Raw genomic sequence first — 13,854 nt, forward strand, 5'->3', positions numbered from 1 at the left:
GAGCGGAGGCCGGCCGGGGCGCCGCATGGGCGTCGGCCTCGGCATCGGCGAGCTCGTGCGCCGGATCGAGCAGGACAACGGGCGCGAGGCCGTGCCGTTCACGCTGCGCATCAGCCTGCTTCCGGTCGCCGGGATCTGGGCGCGGCGGGTGCGCCACGGCCACGTCCTGCTCAGCCGCTCGATGTGCGAGGACGAGGCTGCCTGCGAGGCGTTCCTCGACCCCGTCCTGCGGGATCTCGCCTAGCCGCCAGAACCCGGCCCTACCCCGTCGCGGGCGCCCTCTCAGCAACTTCCTTGAGTTTTCTCATCTTCCCCTTCGCCGCAGCCCAGCGTGCCGCTCATCAGCGCCACGGATAGTGGACCGCGATACGGCAACGATCAGCGGACCAAGCGGACGGAGCAGCGATGTTCGACCAGCCGAAGCGCACCCGGCGGCGCGATCGCGCACGGGTGAACGCCATCACCTCCGTCGTGGGCGTCTCCGGAATCGCCGGAGCCGTCGCCCTCGCCGTCGCGCTGCCCGGCTCGACGCACAGCACGTCCAGCTCCACCTCCAGCACTTCCTCCTCCACCTCGTCATCGGGCAGCACGACACAGAGCACGACGAACGACAGCGGCACGACCACCACCAACAACAACAGCTCGACCAGCCAGGCCCCGCAGTCCACCAACCAGAACGCCCAGGCCACCTCGGGGGGTTCGTGATGAGCGCCACGACCACCACCACCCGGCCCGCCCCGGCGGCCGAGGCGCGCGTCGGCGCGAGCGACTGGACGGCCATCGGCACCCAAATCAGGGTCCTGGTCACCAACCCCGGCCGGCTCGCCGCCGCGCGCGCCATCCTCGAATCAGACCTCGACGGGCTCGACCGGGCGTGCAGCCGGTTCCGCCCGGACTCCGAACTCGCCGCGCTCGACGCCGCGGACGGCCGCTGGGTCACCCTTTCCCCGCTGCTGACCGAGGCGATCGGCGTCGCGCTCGACGCCGCGCGCGACAGCGACGGGGACATCGACCCGACCGTCGGCGAAGCCATGTCAGCCCTCGGATACGACCGCGACCTCGCGCTCGTCGCGGCCAGCGGCCCGGCGATCAAGCTCAGCGCGCGGCCGGTACCCGGGTGGCGGCGGATCAGCTTCGACCGCGGTTCGCGCAGCCTGCGCATGCCGCCGGGCACCCGCCTCGACCTCGGCGCGACCGCCAAGGCCTGGGCCGCTGACCGCGCCGCGACCCGGATCGCGCAGCGGCTGCGCTGCGGGGTGCTGGTCTCGCTGGGCGGCGACATCGCCACCGCGGGACCGGCGCCGCGCGGCGGTTGGCGGGTGCGGGTCCAGGACGTGACCGGCCATCCGGACGACCCGCCGAGCGGCCAGGCGCAGACGGTCGCGCTCAGCGACGGCGCGCTGGCCACCTCGAGCACCACGGCCCGGCGCTGGGAGCGCGGCGGCGCCGTGCTGCACCACATCCTCAACCCGCGCGACGGACTGCCGGCGCCGACCATCTGGCGCACCGTCTCGGTCGCCGCGGCCGACTGCGTCACCGCGAACGTGGCGGCGACCGGCGCGATCATCAGGGGCCGCGCCGCACTCGCGCGGTTCGAACAGCAGGGGATACCGGCGCGGCTGGTGGACTTGGACGGCCGGGTGATCACCACCGGCGGCTGGCCGCCGGTCCCGAGCGGGGCGGAGCGCAGCGCATGAGCGCGGCCAGTGGCATCACATCGAGCACGGCGCTCTGGTACGCCAGCCGAGCCACCGGCATCGTGTCATTGATCATGCTGACCGGCGTCGTGGTGCTCGGCGTCGCGGTCCAGAAGCGCGGCAGGCTGCCCGGCCTGCCCAAGTTCGCCGTGGTCGGCCTGCACCGCAGCCTCTCGCTGCTTTCGGTCGCCTTCCTGGTGATCCACATCGCCAGCGCCGTCGCGGACAGCTACGTGAACATCCGCCTGACGGACGCGATCATCCCGTTCGCCGCCTCGTACGAGCCGCTGTGGCTCGGGCTCGGCACCGTCGGGTTCGACCTCATCCTCGCCCTGATCATCACCAGCCTGCTGCGCGCCCGCATCGGGCACCGCACCTGGAGGTGGGTGCACTGGCTGGCCTACGTCTCGTGGCCGGTGGCCATCGCGCACAGCCTCGGCAGCAGCACCGACCTGCAGAGCGGCTGGCTGCTCGGCCTCGGCATCGGGTGCATTCTCGCCGTCGCCGCGGCGCTGGCCTGGCGGGTGAGCGAGGGCCGAAAGCCACACGAGGTGCCGCGCGCCGCGCGCGTCTCCGTCCTGTTCGAACAACTCAGCGGGGGTAGACAGCAGTGAACGTCATGACGACTCAGCCCTCGGACACGGCTGTCCCTCAAGGCGCGAACGCCCGCAGGCTCCTTCCGCTCGCCGGCCGGACGCTCACCCTGGAACAGCACCGCGCGCTGCATGGGCCGCCCGCGTATCAGGGCTCGGCGCAGGCAGTGATCAACGAGGTTCGCGCGGCGGGCCTGACCGGCCGCGGCGGAGCCGGATTCCCGACCTACCGCAAACTCGAAGCGGTGCTCAACGCCCCGGGGCGTGCGGTCGTCGTGGCGAACGGAGCCGAAGGCGAGCCCGCCTCGTACAAAGACAGGACTCTGCTCTACTCCGACCCGCACCTGGTGCTCGACGGTCTTCAGCTGGCCGCCGAAGCGGTGCAAGCCCGGCAGGCGTACGCGTACGTGCACCCCGATCAACGTGTACTGAGGCAGGTGCGCGAGGCCGTCGCGGACCGGCTGCGCGCCGGCATCGATCGCGTGCCGGTCACGGTCGTCGAGGCTCCGCCGCGCTTCATCGCCGGCCAGGAAACCGCGGTGGTGCACCGCATCGAGGGCGGCCTCGCGCTGCCGCGGTATGCGCCGGTACGAGTCACGGAACGCGGTATCGGCGGCGCACCGACCCTCGTGCAGAACGTTGAGACGCTGGCTCATCTCGCCCTGATCGCCCGCTACGGCGCCGGGTGGTTTCGAGGCGCCGGGACGCCGGAGGAACCAGGCAGCCTCCTGGCGACGGTGCACCGACCGAACGCGTCCCCGAAGGTGATCGAGACCGCGGCGGGAGTCGCGTCGCGGGAACTGCTGGGACTGGACGGCTATCCGGCGCGCGCGGTGCTGATCGGCGGCTACCACGGAACCTGGCTGCCCGCGGATCGCGTCGCCGACCTGCCGCTCACCAACGCGGCGTTGCGCGCACACGGCGCGTCGCTCGGTGCAGGCGTCCTCGTGGCGTTGCCTGTGGATTCCTGCGGACTGCGCGAGACCGCGCGGATCGTGTCCTACCTCGCCGCCGAGTCGGCCGGGCAGTGCGGACCCTGCCTCAACGGTCTGCCACGCATCGCACACGCACTCACCGCGCTGGCCGGTCCCGGCGCGCATCCCCGAGAGCGCGCCGACGTGTCCCGCTGGGCGGGACAGGTAGAGCGCCGCGGCGCGTGCCACCACCCGGACGGGAGCATGCGCCTGGTGCGCAGCGCCCTGACCGTGTTCGAAGAGGAGCTGTGGCGGCACGAGCACGGCACGTGCGTCGCGCCCAACTCCGGCGCCTTCCTCCCCTTGCCTTCACCGATGAACCCGCCGCGCACCGACGAGGACTGGCGATGACAACAAACGGAACGAGCATTGCCCCAGCCACCCGCCTGCGGCTGGACCCGACGAAGTGCAGCGGCCACGGCCTATGCGCCGAACTACTCGGCGAGCACATCGCGCTGGACGAGTGGGGTTATCCGATCATCGCGGACGGCGACATCCCCGCGCCGCTGCTCGCCGACGCGCGCAGAGCGGTGACCGACTGCCCGGCCCTCGCGCTGCGCCTCGACCGTGGCGCCCGCCGCTGAACAGCGCTCAGATCTCCGTCGGCGTCGAGGTCTGCCACGCCGCGCGGCTGAAGCGCTTCGGCCGCGGCGGCTGCTGCGGGTGGTCCGCGACCCACGGGCCGAACTCGCTCGACGGCTCGTCCTGATACGGCTGGGCGGCCAGCAGCGGCGCGGCCTTCTCGAAGCGCGCCGGGCCCTCGGCCCACGACTTCAGCCCCGTCTTGCCCGCCCGGTACCCGAACACGGCGCGGTGCCCGTTGCCCGCCGGGGTGAACATTCCGCACACCCGCGGATCCCCGGCGAACCACACGCTCGCCGTGTTGACGCTCACCGGCGCGAACGGACGGTTGTCCGGCCCCTGCTCAGTCCACCAGTGCACGATGTGCGCGGCGATCGGCTGGCGGCCGGCCGGATCGAGCAGCAGCACCCACCGCAGGTCCGGCGTCCACTCCCGCTTCGTCCACGGCCCGGACATCAGGCTGCCGCTGGTCGCCGCGGAGGCCTCGCCGACGTGCCAGCGGCCGCACTTGACCGGGTACTCCTGCCACGCGTAGCGCTCCAGGAAGTACACATCGCGCTGGGCATCCGGCAGCCCAGCCTGGTCGCCCTGCTGGAGCCGGGCCCGGATGTCCGCGGACAGCTGCGGATCGTTGAGCGGCGACCACGACGGGAGCGAGCCGGTCACGGGGCGAGTCCTCCAAGGATCTTGCTGATCGACCTGGCCGTCTCCCCGGCCTCCTCGCTCCCCGGCGGGGGCGTGAAGGACACCGAGTCGGCCATGAGCACCATCATGGCCCGGAATCTCGGCCCGTGTGGGATGTCGGGCGTGGTGAAGTCGATCGCGGCGAGCTTCCTGCCGTCCTCGCTCGGCACCAGCGCCTGCAGCTGGTAGACCTCGGCGTCCGGCTGCTCGTTCGGCGGCCGGCCGGGCAGCTGCGGGCGCGGCAGGGTCAGCACGCTCTCGAAGAACACCGCCGGGCCGCGGGTGAGGTCCACCACGTCGACCTGGCCGTGCTCGCCGGCCTCCGCCCGCGCCTCGATCAGGTCCTTGATGACCAGGCGCGGATTGCGCTTGTGCGGGAAGGGCTGGATCGAGACCACAAGGCTGGAGGGGACGACCGCGCCGTCCTCGGCCGTGTGCCAGCCGATGCCGCAGTAGGCGCCGTTGCGCTCCTGCAGCTGCTCCAGCAGCACCCCGAGGGTTCCCACGACCGCCGCCAGCAGCGGCCGCTGCTCCTCGGGGGCCAGCTCGCGCAGATTCGCCTCGGCGGTGGCCAGGGCGTTGTCGATGTCGTCGAGCGGCAGCGGGAAGTAGCCGGGCGGCAGCTCCAGCCAGCAGTTGAGCGCCTCAGGATCCTCCGCCTCCGGGGCGGAGTCCAGGATGCCGGCCACGCCGTTCACGAGACCGCCTGCTTCACGTCGCCGTACAGGCTGGTCACCACGGACTTGGCCTTCCAGCCGAGCTCAAGGTTCTGCGAGAGCTGCGCCAGCGACTTGGCTCCGTCCACGGTGGCGGTGTCGGCGAACTTGAAGATCTTGTTCGCCGCGCCGACGCCGAGCTTGACCGGCAGGCTCAGGCCGTGCGCCAGGTTCGAGCCCTCACGCAGCACGTTGCCCGCCGTGTTAACTACCTCGGTGCCGTCCTCAAGCACCGTGACCCCGGCCTTCCCCGCGTCGGCGAAGGCCCGCGTCGCGTCCCCGCCGAGCTGGGCGAGCCCGGGGATCTTCGCGGCCAGCGTCGGTATCGCCTCGGCGCCCTCGATGGCGACCTTGCCGTCCTTCAGTGCCGCGCCCGCGAGCTTGCCGCCCGGTATCAGGCTCAGCGCGTCCAGGCCCATCGCGGAGGCGTTCTTCAGGTTGTCCATGGTGAAGTGGCCGGTCAGCAGGCCGCCGACCGCATCGCGCACCTTCGGGTTGGCCAGGTCGCAGGCCAGCGCGCCGATCCCGGCGCCGATGGCCACGGCGCCCGCGATCGCGTCGATCGGCGGCGGCGTGCACAGCGCGATCAGGCCGGCCACCGCGGAGATGGTGGACAGTACTGAGTGGATCACGTTGATGTGGTTCTTCACCCAGTTGCCCACCGCGCTCAGGCCGCTGGTGAAGTCGTTCCACAGGCTGCTGAAGAAGCCCGGCTTGTGCGGGGCCAGGCCCTTGGTGGCCTGCTCCAGCTCCTGCGCGTACTTGCGGGCCGCGGCCTCGTGCTGCGAGGCCAGCTCCTGTGCCCGCTTCATGACCGCGTCCAGCTCCTCGCGCGCGTTCTGCGCGGCGGAGCCCGCGTCACGCACCGCCGCCTCAGCCTGGTCTATTCGCGCCTGCGCGGCCTGCAGCGCCTGCTGGGAGTCGAAGTACTGGCCGACCAGCTTGAGGTCCGGGTTCGCCGCGGCCTGCTTCGCCGCCTCCTCGGTGCGCTGCACCGCCGCCTTGGCCTCGGCGGCCTCCTGGTCCAGCTTCGCCGCCACGTCCTTGAAGCCGAGCAGGTCGCCGTGCCAGCTCTTGAGCACCCCGACCGCGTTGTTCAGCGACTCGTGCGCGTGCTGCAGGTCGGTGACCACCTTGGTGTCGAAGTGCTCGCGGAACTTGTCGCCCGCGTCGCCCTGCCAGACCCCGCTGCCCGCGTCCCGCATCTGGTCGAGCAGCGACCCCGACTCCTGCATCGAGGACACCGCCTGCGCCAGGCCCGCACTCATCGACTCCACCTCAGCCGGCACCCCCGGCACCGGGTTGAAGCCGAGATTCGGGTACGTCGTTGCGTCTTCCGCGACCGCGCTCACTTGGCCCCTCCGTGCACCGCCGCGGCCTGCACCGCCTGGTCGATCGCGCCCATGCCCTGGCTGTTGATCTTCGACATGGCCTGCTCGATGCCGTCATCGCACTGCTTGTAGGCGTCGTGCGCCTTCTTGACGCCCTCGGAGGTCTCCTTGATGGCCTGCTGGAGCTGGCCGAGGCCGTACTGCCAGGTGTGCTGGAAATCGTCGGCGGCCTTGTTCAGCGCCTCGGTGCCCACCTGCGCGGCCTGCGACGACGTCATGGCCTTGAGTGCGGACTCCATCTGATCCCCGGCGTCGCCCAGCGTCTTGGTCATGCGCTGGAGCACGTCGAGGTCGACTTGGAAAAAGCTTCCCACCGTGTCTTGCCTCCCCGGTTCGGCTGCGGGACCCCCTCCTCGCCCGGGGAACCCAGGTAGACCTTAGACCCTCGTCCCGACGACGCGGAACCGAATCCGCAGGATCGGATTATCTGTCTGTGGATCTACTCTGTGGATCTACACCGCGCGGCCGGCGTGACAAACTGACGACATGACGGTCAACGACGCCCGCATCGCGCCCAACCAGGCGCCCCCGCTGCAGGACTACGACGTGTTCGGCTGTGACGACGCCCTGGTCGAAGCCGTTGACCGGCACGGCGGCCGCGCCGCCCTCGACGGCCTGTCCACCCTCGGCCGCCTCGCCGGATCGCACCGCACCCTGCACTGGGCGGATCAGGCGAACACGTATACGCCGGCGCTGCGAACGCACGACCGCTACGGAAACCGCATCGACGAGGTCGAATTCCATCCGGCCTGGCACCACCTGATGGAGGTGGCGGTCTCGCACGGCCTGGCCGGCGCGGCCTGGTCCGGCGGCCCGGCGGCGCACGTGACCCGCGCGGCCGGCTTCATGACCTGGAGCACCGCCGAATCAGGACACGGATGTCCGATCTCGATGACCTACGCGAGCGTCGCCGCGCTGCGCACCGATCCCGAGGCCGCGGCGATCTGGGGCCCGGGCCTCAAATCCCTGATCTACGACTTCGGGTTGCGGCCGCCCGCCGCGAAAGCCGGCCTGCTGTGCGGCATGGCGATGACCGAGAAGCAGGGCGGCTCGGACGTACGCGCCAACACGACCACCGCCACGCCGCTCGACGCTGACGGCGAATACCTGCTCACCGGCCACAAGTGGTTCTGCTCGGCTCCGATGAGCGACCTCTTCCTGGTCCTGGCGCAGGCACCCGACGGCCTGACCTGCTTCGTCGTGCCGCGGGTGCTGCCCGACGGCGCCCGCAACCGGATCTACCTGCAGCGGCTCAAGGACAAGCTCGGCAACCGCTCCAACGCGTCGAGCGAGATCGAGTTCGACGGCACCTGGGCGCGCCGGCTGGGGCCCGAGGGCCGCGGCGTGGCGACCATCATCGAGATGGTCTCGATGACCCGGCTGGACTGCGTGCTCGGCTCGGCCGCCATCACGCGCCGCGCGGTCACCGAGGCCGTTCACCACGCGGCGCACCGCCAGGCCTTCGGCTCGGCGCTGATCGACAAGCCGCTGATGCGCAACGTGCTCTCCGACCTCGCAGTCGAATCACAGGCGGCGACGGCGCTCGGCATCCGGCTCGCCGCCGCCTTCGACGCGACGGATCCGGCCGAGCGCGCGTTCCGCCGGCTCGGCGTGGCGGTGGGCAAGTACTGGGTCACCAAGCGGGCGATCGGCGTGGCGGCGGAGGCGCTGGAATGCCTGGGCGGCAACGGATACGTCGAGGAGTCCGGGATGCCACGACTGCTGCGCGAGGCCCCGGTCAACTCGATCTGGGAGGGGTCGGGCAACGTCAACGCCCTCGACGTGCTGCGCGCACTGGCCCGCGAGCCCGAGTGCGCCGAGGCGTTCCTGGCCGAGGCCGGTACCGCGCAGGGTACTGATTCGCGGTTCGACGCCGCCTTCGCCCGGCTGCGCGACGACCTTTCCGGCCTGGCCGATCTCGCGGAGGCCGAGTTCCAGGCCCGGCGGCTGGTCGAACGGCTCGCGGTCGTGCTGCAGGGCTCGCTGCTGGTGCGCTACGCCCCGACGGCCGTCGCGGACGCCTACTGCGCGACGCGGTTGGCCGGCGATGGCGGCCATACCTTCGGCACGCTTCCGGCCGGTACCGACACGAAGACGATCCTGGACCGAGCCCAGCCTCGCCTCGCCTGACGTCACCTGTGTGGCCGCGAGGAGATGCGGCCCGGCGGCGCACCCGGATGACTGGAGGGCGAGAACCGCGCAGCGGCCGTCGCACCGGCGGCGCGACCGCGCCGCGCCCCCGGCCAGCAAGGAGTGCTCATGCTCAGCGACTTCCAGCGGGCGAAGCTCGAACGCCGCTTCGAACTGCTCGACATGGACGGCGACGGGTACATCACCGCGAACGACTACGACGTGGCCGCGGCGAGCGTGTGCCGCGCCTTCGACTTCGCGAAGGATTCGCCGCAGTACGAGAAGGTGCACGTGATCTATCTGCGGCTGTGGGTGGCGCTCAGCCGCCGGATGGACCAGCAGCAGACCGGCATGATCTCCCGCCAGCAGTTCATCTCCTCCTGCGCGCGCGTCATCGTCGAGGCCGAGGAGGGCTACGACCGGATCATCGGCCCGATCGCGCTGACCATCTTCGACCTCATCGACGCCGACGACAGCGGCACGCTCGACATCGAAGAGCTCACCACCTGGTTCAACGCGTACGGCGTGTGCGCGGACGACGCGGAGCGCGCGTTCAAGGCGGTGGACCGCAACAGGGACGGCCTGCTGGACGCGAACGAGGTGCAGAACGCGATCCGCGAGTTCTACACCAGCGACGACCCGCAGGCGCCCGGCAACCTCATCTTCGGTCCGCTGCCGATCCCGGCCGCCGCGAAGAAGCGCTCCGCGACGACCGCCGCCAAGCAGTGACTCAGTAACTCAGCGCTCGCGCGTCAGCGCGTCCGGCGTCAACTGGCCGGGTTCGGTGTAGCCCGACAAGGCGAGGGTGAGATCGAACTCGGCCAGCAGACACCGCAGCACATGCTCGACCCCGGCCTGCCCGTCCAGCCCCAGCCCGTACGCGTACGGCCGACCCAGCAGCACCGCCTGAGCCCCGAGCGCCAGCGCCTTGAGCACGTCTTCCCCACCGCGCACGCCGCTGTCGAAGAGCACTGTCAACCGGTCGCCGACCGCCTGTACGACCCCGGGCAGCGCGTCCGCCGCGCCGATTGCACCGTTGACCTGCCGGCCGCCGTGATTCGACACCACGACACCGTCCATTCCGGCGTCCGCGGCACGCAGGGCGTCGTCCGGATGCAGAACCCCCTTCAGCACGATCGGACCGTCCCAGTGCGCGCGCAGGAACTCCAGGTCCGCCCACGTCTTCGCCGGATCGGCGAACATCTGCGCGAAGTGCAGCACCGCCGCGTTCAGGTCCTCGTGCACCGGCTTGGCCAGTCCGGCCTGGAACGCCGGATCGGAGAAGTAGTTCGCGGTGCCGACCCCGCGCAGGAACGGCAGGTAAGCCTGATCGAGGTCGCGCGGCCGCCAGGCCAGCAGCCAGGTGTCCAGCGTCACGAACAGCACCCGGTATCCAGCTTCCGCCGCCCGCGCCAGCAGACTGACGGTCACCTCGCGATCCTTCGGCCAGTACAGCTGGAACCACCGCTCGGCCCCGGCGGCGACGCCGTCCATCGCCTCGGCCACCTGCTCCAGCGTCGTGCTCGACGCCGTGGACAGGATGAACGGGAGCCCCTGCGCCGCAGCGGCCCGCGCGGCCGCAGGCTCCGCATCCGGATGCATGATCGACAAAACACCCACCGGCGCCAGCGCGACCGGCGCGGGCAGCCGCGTGCCGAACAGCTCCACCGACAGGTCGCGCTGGTGCACATCGCGCAGCATCCGGGGCACGATCCGCCACCGGTCCAGCGCCTCCCGGTTCGCGCGCACCGTCTTCCCGTCACCCGCCGCGCCCGCGACATAGCCGACCGGCCCCGGACCGAGCCGCCGCTCGGCGACCTCCTCCAGCCGGGAGAGGTCCGTCGGCAGCCGCGGCACCGTGCCGGCCATGCCGTTCAGGTAGATCTCGTACTGGAACGCGGACCAATCCTTCGCGGGGACCGGGTTCGGAGCATCGGAAGCGGTCATAGGTGAGGATGCTAGGAGGAGGTGACCGGCATGGACAGTGACGACGCCGCGCACGAGGGCATGCGCGTCGAGCACGACTCGATGGGTGAGGTCCTTGTCCCCGCGGATGCGAAGTGGCGCGCCCAGACGCAGCGCGCGGTGCAGAACTTCCCGATCTCCGGGACCCGGCTGGAACGGGCGCACATCGCCGCGCTCGGCCGGATCAAGGCCGCGGCGGCGGCCGCGAACGGGCGGCTCGGCGCGCTCGCGCCGGACCTGGCCGAGGCGATCAGGACCGCCGCGACCGAGGTGGCGGACGGCCGCTGGGACGAGCAGTTCCCCGTCGACGTCTTCCAGACCGGCTCCGGCACCTCCTCCAACATGAACGCCAACGAGGTGATCGCCACCCTCGCGGCCGAGCGGCTCGGCCGGCCGGTGCACCCGAACGACCACGTGAACGCGTCGCAGAGCTCGAACGACGTCTTCCCCGCCTCGATCCACGTCGCGGCCACCGGAATGCTGGTGCGCGACCTGCTGCCGACCCTCGACCTGCTGGAGAACGCGCTGGCCACCAAGGCCGCGCAGTTCGCCGACGTGGTCAAGGCCGGGCGCACGCACCTGATGGACGCCACGCCGGTCACCCTCGGCCAGGAGTTCGGCGGCTATGCCGCGCAGGTCCGCCGCTCGGTGCAGCGGCTGGAGTCCGCGCTGCCCCGGCTCGCCGAACTGCCCCTCGGCGGCACCGCGGTCGGCACCGGCCTCAACGCGCCGCCGGGATTCGCCGCCGCAGCCGTCGCCCAACTCGCCGAGGACACGGGCCTGCCGTTCACCGAGGCGCGCAACCACTTCGAGGCGCAGGGGGCGCGCGACGCGCTCGCCGAATGCTCAGGCCAGCTGCGTGCCCTCGCCCTCGCCTTGTTCAAGATCTGCGGCGACCTGCGCTGGATGGGATCCGGGCCGCGGGCGGGGCTCGGCGAGCTCGCGCTGCCGGACCTGCAACCCGGCTCCTCGATCATGCCGGGCAAGGTGAACCCGGTGATCCCCGAGGCGGTGCGGATGGTGTGCATCCAGGTGGTCGGCAACGACGCCGCGGTCGCCTTCGGCTGCGCCTCGGGCGAGTTCGAGCTCAACGTCACCCTGCCGGTCCTGGCGCGCAACCTGCTCGAATCGATCAGACTGCTGGCTTCGTGCTCCCGCCTGCTCGCCGACCGGTGTGTATCAGGAATCGAAGCCAACGCCGAAAAGCTGCGCGAGTACGCGCAATCCTCGCCGTCGATCGTCACCCCGCTGAACCGGGTCGTCGGCTACGAGGAGGCCGCGAAGATCGCCAAGCAGTCTCTGTCGCAGGGCACGACGATCCGTCAGGCCGTCATCGACCGCGGGCACGTCGACTCCGGGGCGATCAGCGAACAGCAGCTCGACGAACTGCTCGACGTGCTCGGGATGACGCGCCCGCCGAGCTGAGCGCGGCGTCAGGCGAGTACGTCGAGGCCGACCGGGACGTCCCCGGCGGTCACGTTCACCGAGACCTTGTTCGTGTCGGCTGGCAGCGAGAGGCTCACCGCGCCGCCGTTCGCCGTGACCGTGTGTTCGACCACCGTCCACGCGTGCTGCTTGAAGCTGAATGTGGCGACCCGCACGGTCGCGTCGCCGAAGTCGCTGGCCAGCAGCATCGTCGAGGTGCCGCCCAGTGCCGCGGCCGGGTTGGTGAACACCACCGGGGTGTTCAGCTTCAGGTCGACGTGCATGTCGTTCCTCCTGAGACTCGCACCGAAGGTGGTGCCGGGCGTCGAGTCGACGCCGGGCCAGTAGTCGGCGACCACGGACAGGTCGTAGCCTGCCTGGTTGTTGTTGTAGTACTGCTTGGCGACCGCGCCCGCGGGCAGTGCGGTGATCCCGTCGTACTGCGCGACCCAGTAGTGCGGTTCGGCCACCTTCCGCGCGCTGAACGCGGAGCGCACGGTGGGCCAGGTGGAGGTGTTCATGTAGACGGTCGGGTCCGCTCCGGCGCGCCGCCGCATGAGAACCCAGTCCACTGATTCGGCCGGGGTCGCGTTGCCGGGTTCGACGTCCAGGACCTCGCCGTCGTTCGTGCTCGAAAACACGGCGATGCGCACCTTCACCGACCGAGGGAACCGGGCCCAGTCGGCGGCAGACCACGCATACGCGCCGTCGACGTAGCCGCCGACGAGCTGTGCGTTCGCCGGGAGTCTGCTTGCGTCCACGCCGTCGTACATCGTCCTGGTCACGATCGCGGCTCTCCGTCCTGTCGCGCACGCGTGGAACCGAACATGCCCACGATTCCGCTTCGCATGCCTCTTTCACACGTAAGCGCGGCGTGGCGGTTCATGGCGCGCGTCGGTGCGCGGCTACCCGCCCGAGCAGACGGTGCTGATCTCAGCGTCCAGATCCTTGGTGAACTGCGCGCCGAGCACGGCGTCCCAGGTCTGCGTGGTCTGATTCGCCATCGCGGTGATCTCCACGCCGGCCGCCGAGTGCACCGAGGTGGCGATGACGCAGCTCATCACCCGCCAGCTGACCTTCAGCCGCACGGTCTGCCCGTCGAGCACGGTGACCGGCAGCGCGGGATCGGTCGTCGCGCTGATGCCCGGGTTGTCCTGCGAGATGCTGTTGACCGTGACGGCCGTGGCCTGCGGCGCGGAGAGCGTCAGGGTGTAGTTGAAGTAGACCGGCGTCAGCTCCATCAGCGTGTTGCCGTAACCGTCGTACGCCACCTTGAGATCCGCTTGCGGCGACGGCTGATCGCACAGCGCCGTGCGCAGCGGGTCGCCGGTCTGCCAGGGCGTCGTGTCGAGGGGCAGGGGGAGTTGCACCGAGTGGGAGTTGCCGTGTGCGGTGAATCCGGTCAGCCCGACCGTGTGCGTGACCACGGGCTCGCCGCGGTTCGAGCAGTCGTAGCGGAACGGGACGGTGACCATCTCGACATCCCGCGGGGAAAGCGCGATCGGCGTGATCGCGGTGCCGAGGCCGAACGCGGACTGCTGCGGTGAGCCGACCTCGAACTCGGTGACGCCCGGCGCCTCCTCGGCCTGGCTGAACCTGATCAGTCCGGGCTGGTAGATGGAGACCCCGGTCAGTTCGACCATGGTCGAGCCCATGTTCTGCACAGCCATCTGCAAATCGATGCCGGACGCGTCGTG

Annotated in this window: 16 protein-coding genes; 9 read left to right on the forward strand and 7 right to left on the reverse strand. The window is 71.0% G+C overall.

What is annotated here, in order from left to right; all coding sequences use genetic code 11:
* From VFB40_RS19695 to VFB40_RS19720, 6 genes are all read left to right on the forward strand, one after another.
* Window positions 1-244, forward strand: a 244-nt coding sequence (locus VFB40_RS19695) for a hypothetical protein (RefSeq protein ID WP_324852771.1), incomplete at its 5' end; no start/stop codon positions are given.
* 161 nt (window positions 245-405) lie between these two features.
* Window positions 406-705, forward strand: coding sequence for a hypothetical protein (locus tag VFB40_RS19700; RefSeq protein WP_324852773.1), 300 nt, complete (start codon window positions 406-408; stop codon window positions 703-705).
* Window positions 705-1,697 carry an FAD:protein FMN transferase gene (locus VFB40_RS19705; RefSeq protein ID WP_324852774.1) on the forward strand — a complete coding sequence of 331 codons (993 nt, stop codon included), beginning with the start codon at window positions 705-707 and terminating at the stop codon, window positions 1,695-1,697. The genes VFB40_RS19700 and VFB40_RS19705 overlap by 1 nt, the downstream gene beginning before the upstream one ends.
* The gene (locus VFB40_RS19710; protein WP_324852776.1) at window positions 1,694-2,311 is read left to right on the forward strand and encodes a ferric reductase-like transmembrane domain-containing protein; all 618 of its coding nucleotides are present in this window, start codon (window positions 1,694-1,696) and stop codon (window positions 2,309-2,311) included. Before VFB40_RS19705 ends, VFB40_RS19710 begins: the two co-directional genes overlap by 4 nt.
* A 5-nt stretch (window positions 2,312-2,316) precedes the next feature.
* Window positions 2,317-3,615: an NADH-ubiquinone oxidoreductase-F iron-sulfur binding region domain-containing protein gene (locus VFB40_RS19715; RefSeq protein WP_324852778.1), complete on the forward strand. Its 1,299-nt coding sequence runs from the start codon at window positions 2,317-2,319 to the stop codon at window positions 3,613-3,615.
* Window positions 3,612-3,848 (forward strand): ferredoxin, encoded by a 237-nt coding sequence (locus tag VFB40_RS19720; RefSeq protein WP_324852780.1) that lies wholly within the window; start codon window positions 3,612-3,614, stop codon window positions 3,846-3,848. The genes VFB40_RS19715 and VFB40_RS19720 overlap by 4 nt, the downstream gene beginning before the upstream one ends.
* 7 nt (window positions 3,849-3,855) lie before the next feature.
* On the opposite strand, the gene VFB40_RS19725 is transcribed toward VFB40_RS19720, so the two are convergent.
* Genes VFB40_RS19725 through VFB40_RS19740 form a run of 4 tightly spaced genes read right to left on the reverse strand, consistent with a single transcriptional unit; the run spans window position 3,856 to window position 6,951 of the window.
* Entirely contained in the window at window positions 3,856-4,512 is a 657-nt protein-coding gene (locus VFB40_RS19725; RefSeq protein ID WP_324852782.1) for a hypothetical protein, read from the reverse strand.
* Window positions 4,509-5,228 carry a hypothetical protein gene (locus tag VFB40_RS19730; protein ID WP_324852784.1) on the reverse strand — a complete coding sequence of 240 codons (720 nt, stop codon included), beginning with the start codon at window positions 5,226-5,228 and terminating at the stop codon, window positions 4,509-4,511. Before VFB40_RS19730 ends, VFB40_RS19725 begins: the two co-directional genes overlap by 4 nt.
* Entirely contained in the window at window positions 5,225-6,598 is a 1,374-nt protein-coding gene (locus VFB40_RS19735; RefSeq protein ID WP_324852786.1) for a WXG100 family type VII secretion target, read from the reverse strand. The genes VFB40_RS19730 and VFB40_RS19735 overlap by 4 nt, the downstream gene beginning before the upstream one ends.
* The gene (locus tag VFB40_RS19740) at window positions 6,595-6,951 is read right to left on the reverse strand and encodes a DUF6317 family protein (protein WP_324852788.1); all 357 of its coding nucleotides are present in this window, start codon (window positions 6,949-6,951) and stop codon (window positions 6,595-6,597) included. Before VFB40_RS19740 ends, VFB40_RS19735 begins: the two co-directional genes overlap by 4 nt.
* 172 nt (window positions 6,952-7,123) lie before the next feature.
* Between VFB40_RS19740 and VFB40_RS19745 the strand changes: the two genes are divergently transcribed.
* On the forward strand, window positions 7,124-8,767 hold the full coding sequence (locus VFB40_RS19745) for an acyl-CoA dehydrogenase family protein (protein WP_324852790.1): 1,644 nt from the start codon (window positions 7,124-7,126) through the stop codon (window positions 8,765-8,767).
* A 129-nt stretch (window positions 8,768-8,896) separates the two neighbouring features.
* Complete coding sequence (locus tag VFB40_RS19750; RefSeq protein WP_324852792.1) at window positions 8,897-9,496, forward strand: EF-hand domain-containing protein; 600 nt, start codon at window positions 8,897-8,899, stop codon at window positions 9,494-9,496.
* A gap of 9 nt (window positions 9,497-9,505) precedes the next feature.
* Here the strand turns inward: VFB40_RS19750 and VFB40_RS19755 are convergent, their stop codons facing one another.
* Complete coding sequence (locus VFB40_RS19755; protein WP_324852794.1) at window positions 9,506-10,714, reverse strand: lactate 2-monooxygenase; 1,209 nt, start codon at window positions 10,712-10,714, stop codon at window positions 9,506-9,508.
* A 30-nt stretch (window positions 10,715-10,744) separates the two neighbouring features.
* Here VFB40_RS19755 and VFB40_RS19760 point away from each other — a divergent pair, with 30 nt between their 5' ends.
* Entirely contained in the window at window positions 10,745-12,157 is a 1,413-nt protein-coding gene (locus VFB40_RS19760; RefSeq protein ID WP_324852796.1) for a class II fumarate hydratase, read from the forward strand.
* 8 nt (window positions 12,158-12,165) lie between these two features.
* Here VFB40_RS19760 and VFB40_RS19765 read toward each other — a convergent pair whose 3' ends face one another.
* Together VFB40_RS19765 and VFB40_RS19770 are read right to left on the reverse strand one after the other, a co-directional pair.
* Window positions 12,166-12,942 (reverse strand): glycoside hydrolase family 25 domain-containing protein, encoded by a 777-nt coding sequence (locus VFB40_RS19765; RefSeq protein WP_324852798.1) that lies wholly within the window; start codon window positions 12,940-12,942, stop codon window positions 12,166-12,168.
* A 120-nt stretch (window positions 12,943-13,062) separates the two neighbouring features.
* Window positions 13,063-13,854: hypothetical protein (locus VFB40_RS19770; protein WP_324852800.1), on the reverse strand; the 792-nt coding region annotated here is incomplete at its 5' end.

The sequence above is a fragment of the Actinocrinis sp. genome (assembly GCF_035650855.1).
Lineage (GTDB): Bacteria > Actinomycetota > Actinomycetes > Streptomycetales > Catenulisporaceae > Actinocrinis.

Excerpts from the sequence above, each read along its gene's own strand:
- VFB40_RS19710 (WP_324852776.1), top strand. The coding sequence starts at position 1,694 with ATGAGCGCGGCCAGTGGCATCACATCGAGCACGGCGCTCTGGTACGCC.
- VFB40_RS19760 (WP_324852796.1), top strand. The coding sequence starts at position 10,745 with ATGGACAGTGACGACGCCGCGCACGAGGGCATGCGCGTCGAGCACGAC.
- VFB40_RS19700 (WP_324852773.1), top strand. The coding sequence starts at position 406 with ATGTTCGACCAGCCGAAGCGCACCCGGCGGCGCGATCGCGCACGGGTG.
- VFB40_RS19750 (WP_324852792.1), top strand. The coding sequence starts at position 8,897 with ATGCTCAGCGACTTCCAGCGGGCGAAGCTCGAACGCCGCTTCGAACTG.
- VFB40_RS19705 (WP_324852774.1), top strand. The coding sequence starts at position 705 with ATGAGCGCCACGACCACCACCACCCGGCCCGCCCCGGCGGCCGAGGCG.
- VFB40_RS19715 (WP_324852778.1), top strand. The coding sequence starts at position 2,317 with ATGACGACTCAGCCCTCGGACACGGCTGTCCCTCAAGGCGCGAACGCC.
- VFB40_RS19745 (WP_324852790.1), top strand. The coding sequence starts at position 7,124 with ATGACGGTCAACGACGCCCGCATCGCGCCCAACCAGGCGCCCCCGCTG.
- VFB40_RS19720 (WP_324852780.1), top strand. The coding sequence starts at position 3,612 with ATGACAACAAACGGAACGAGCATTGCCCCAGCCACCCGCCTGCGGCTG.
- VFB40_RS19755 (WP_324852794.1), bottom strand. The coding sequence starts at position 10,714 with ATGACCGCTTCCGATGCTCCGAACCCGGTCCCCGCGAAGGATTGGTCC.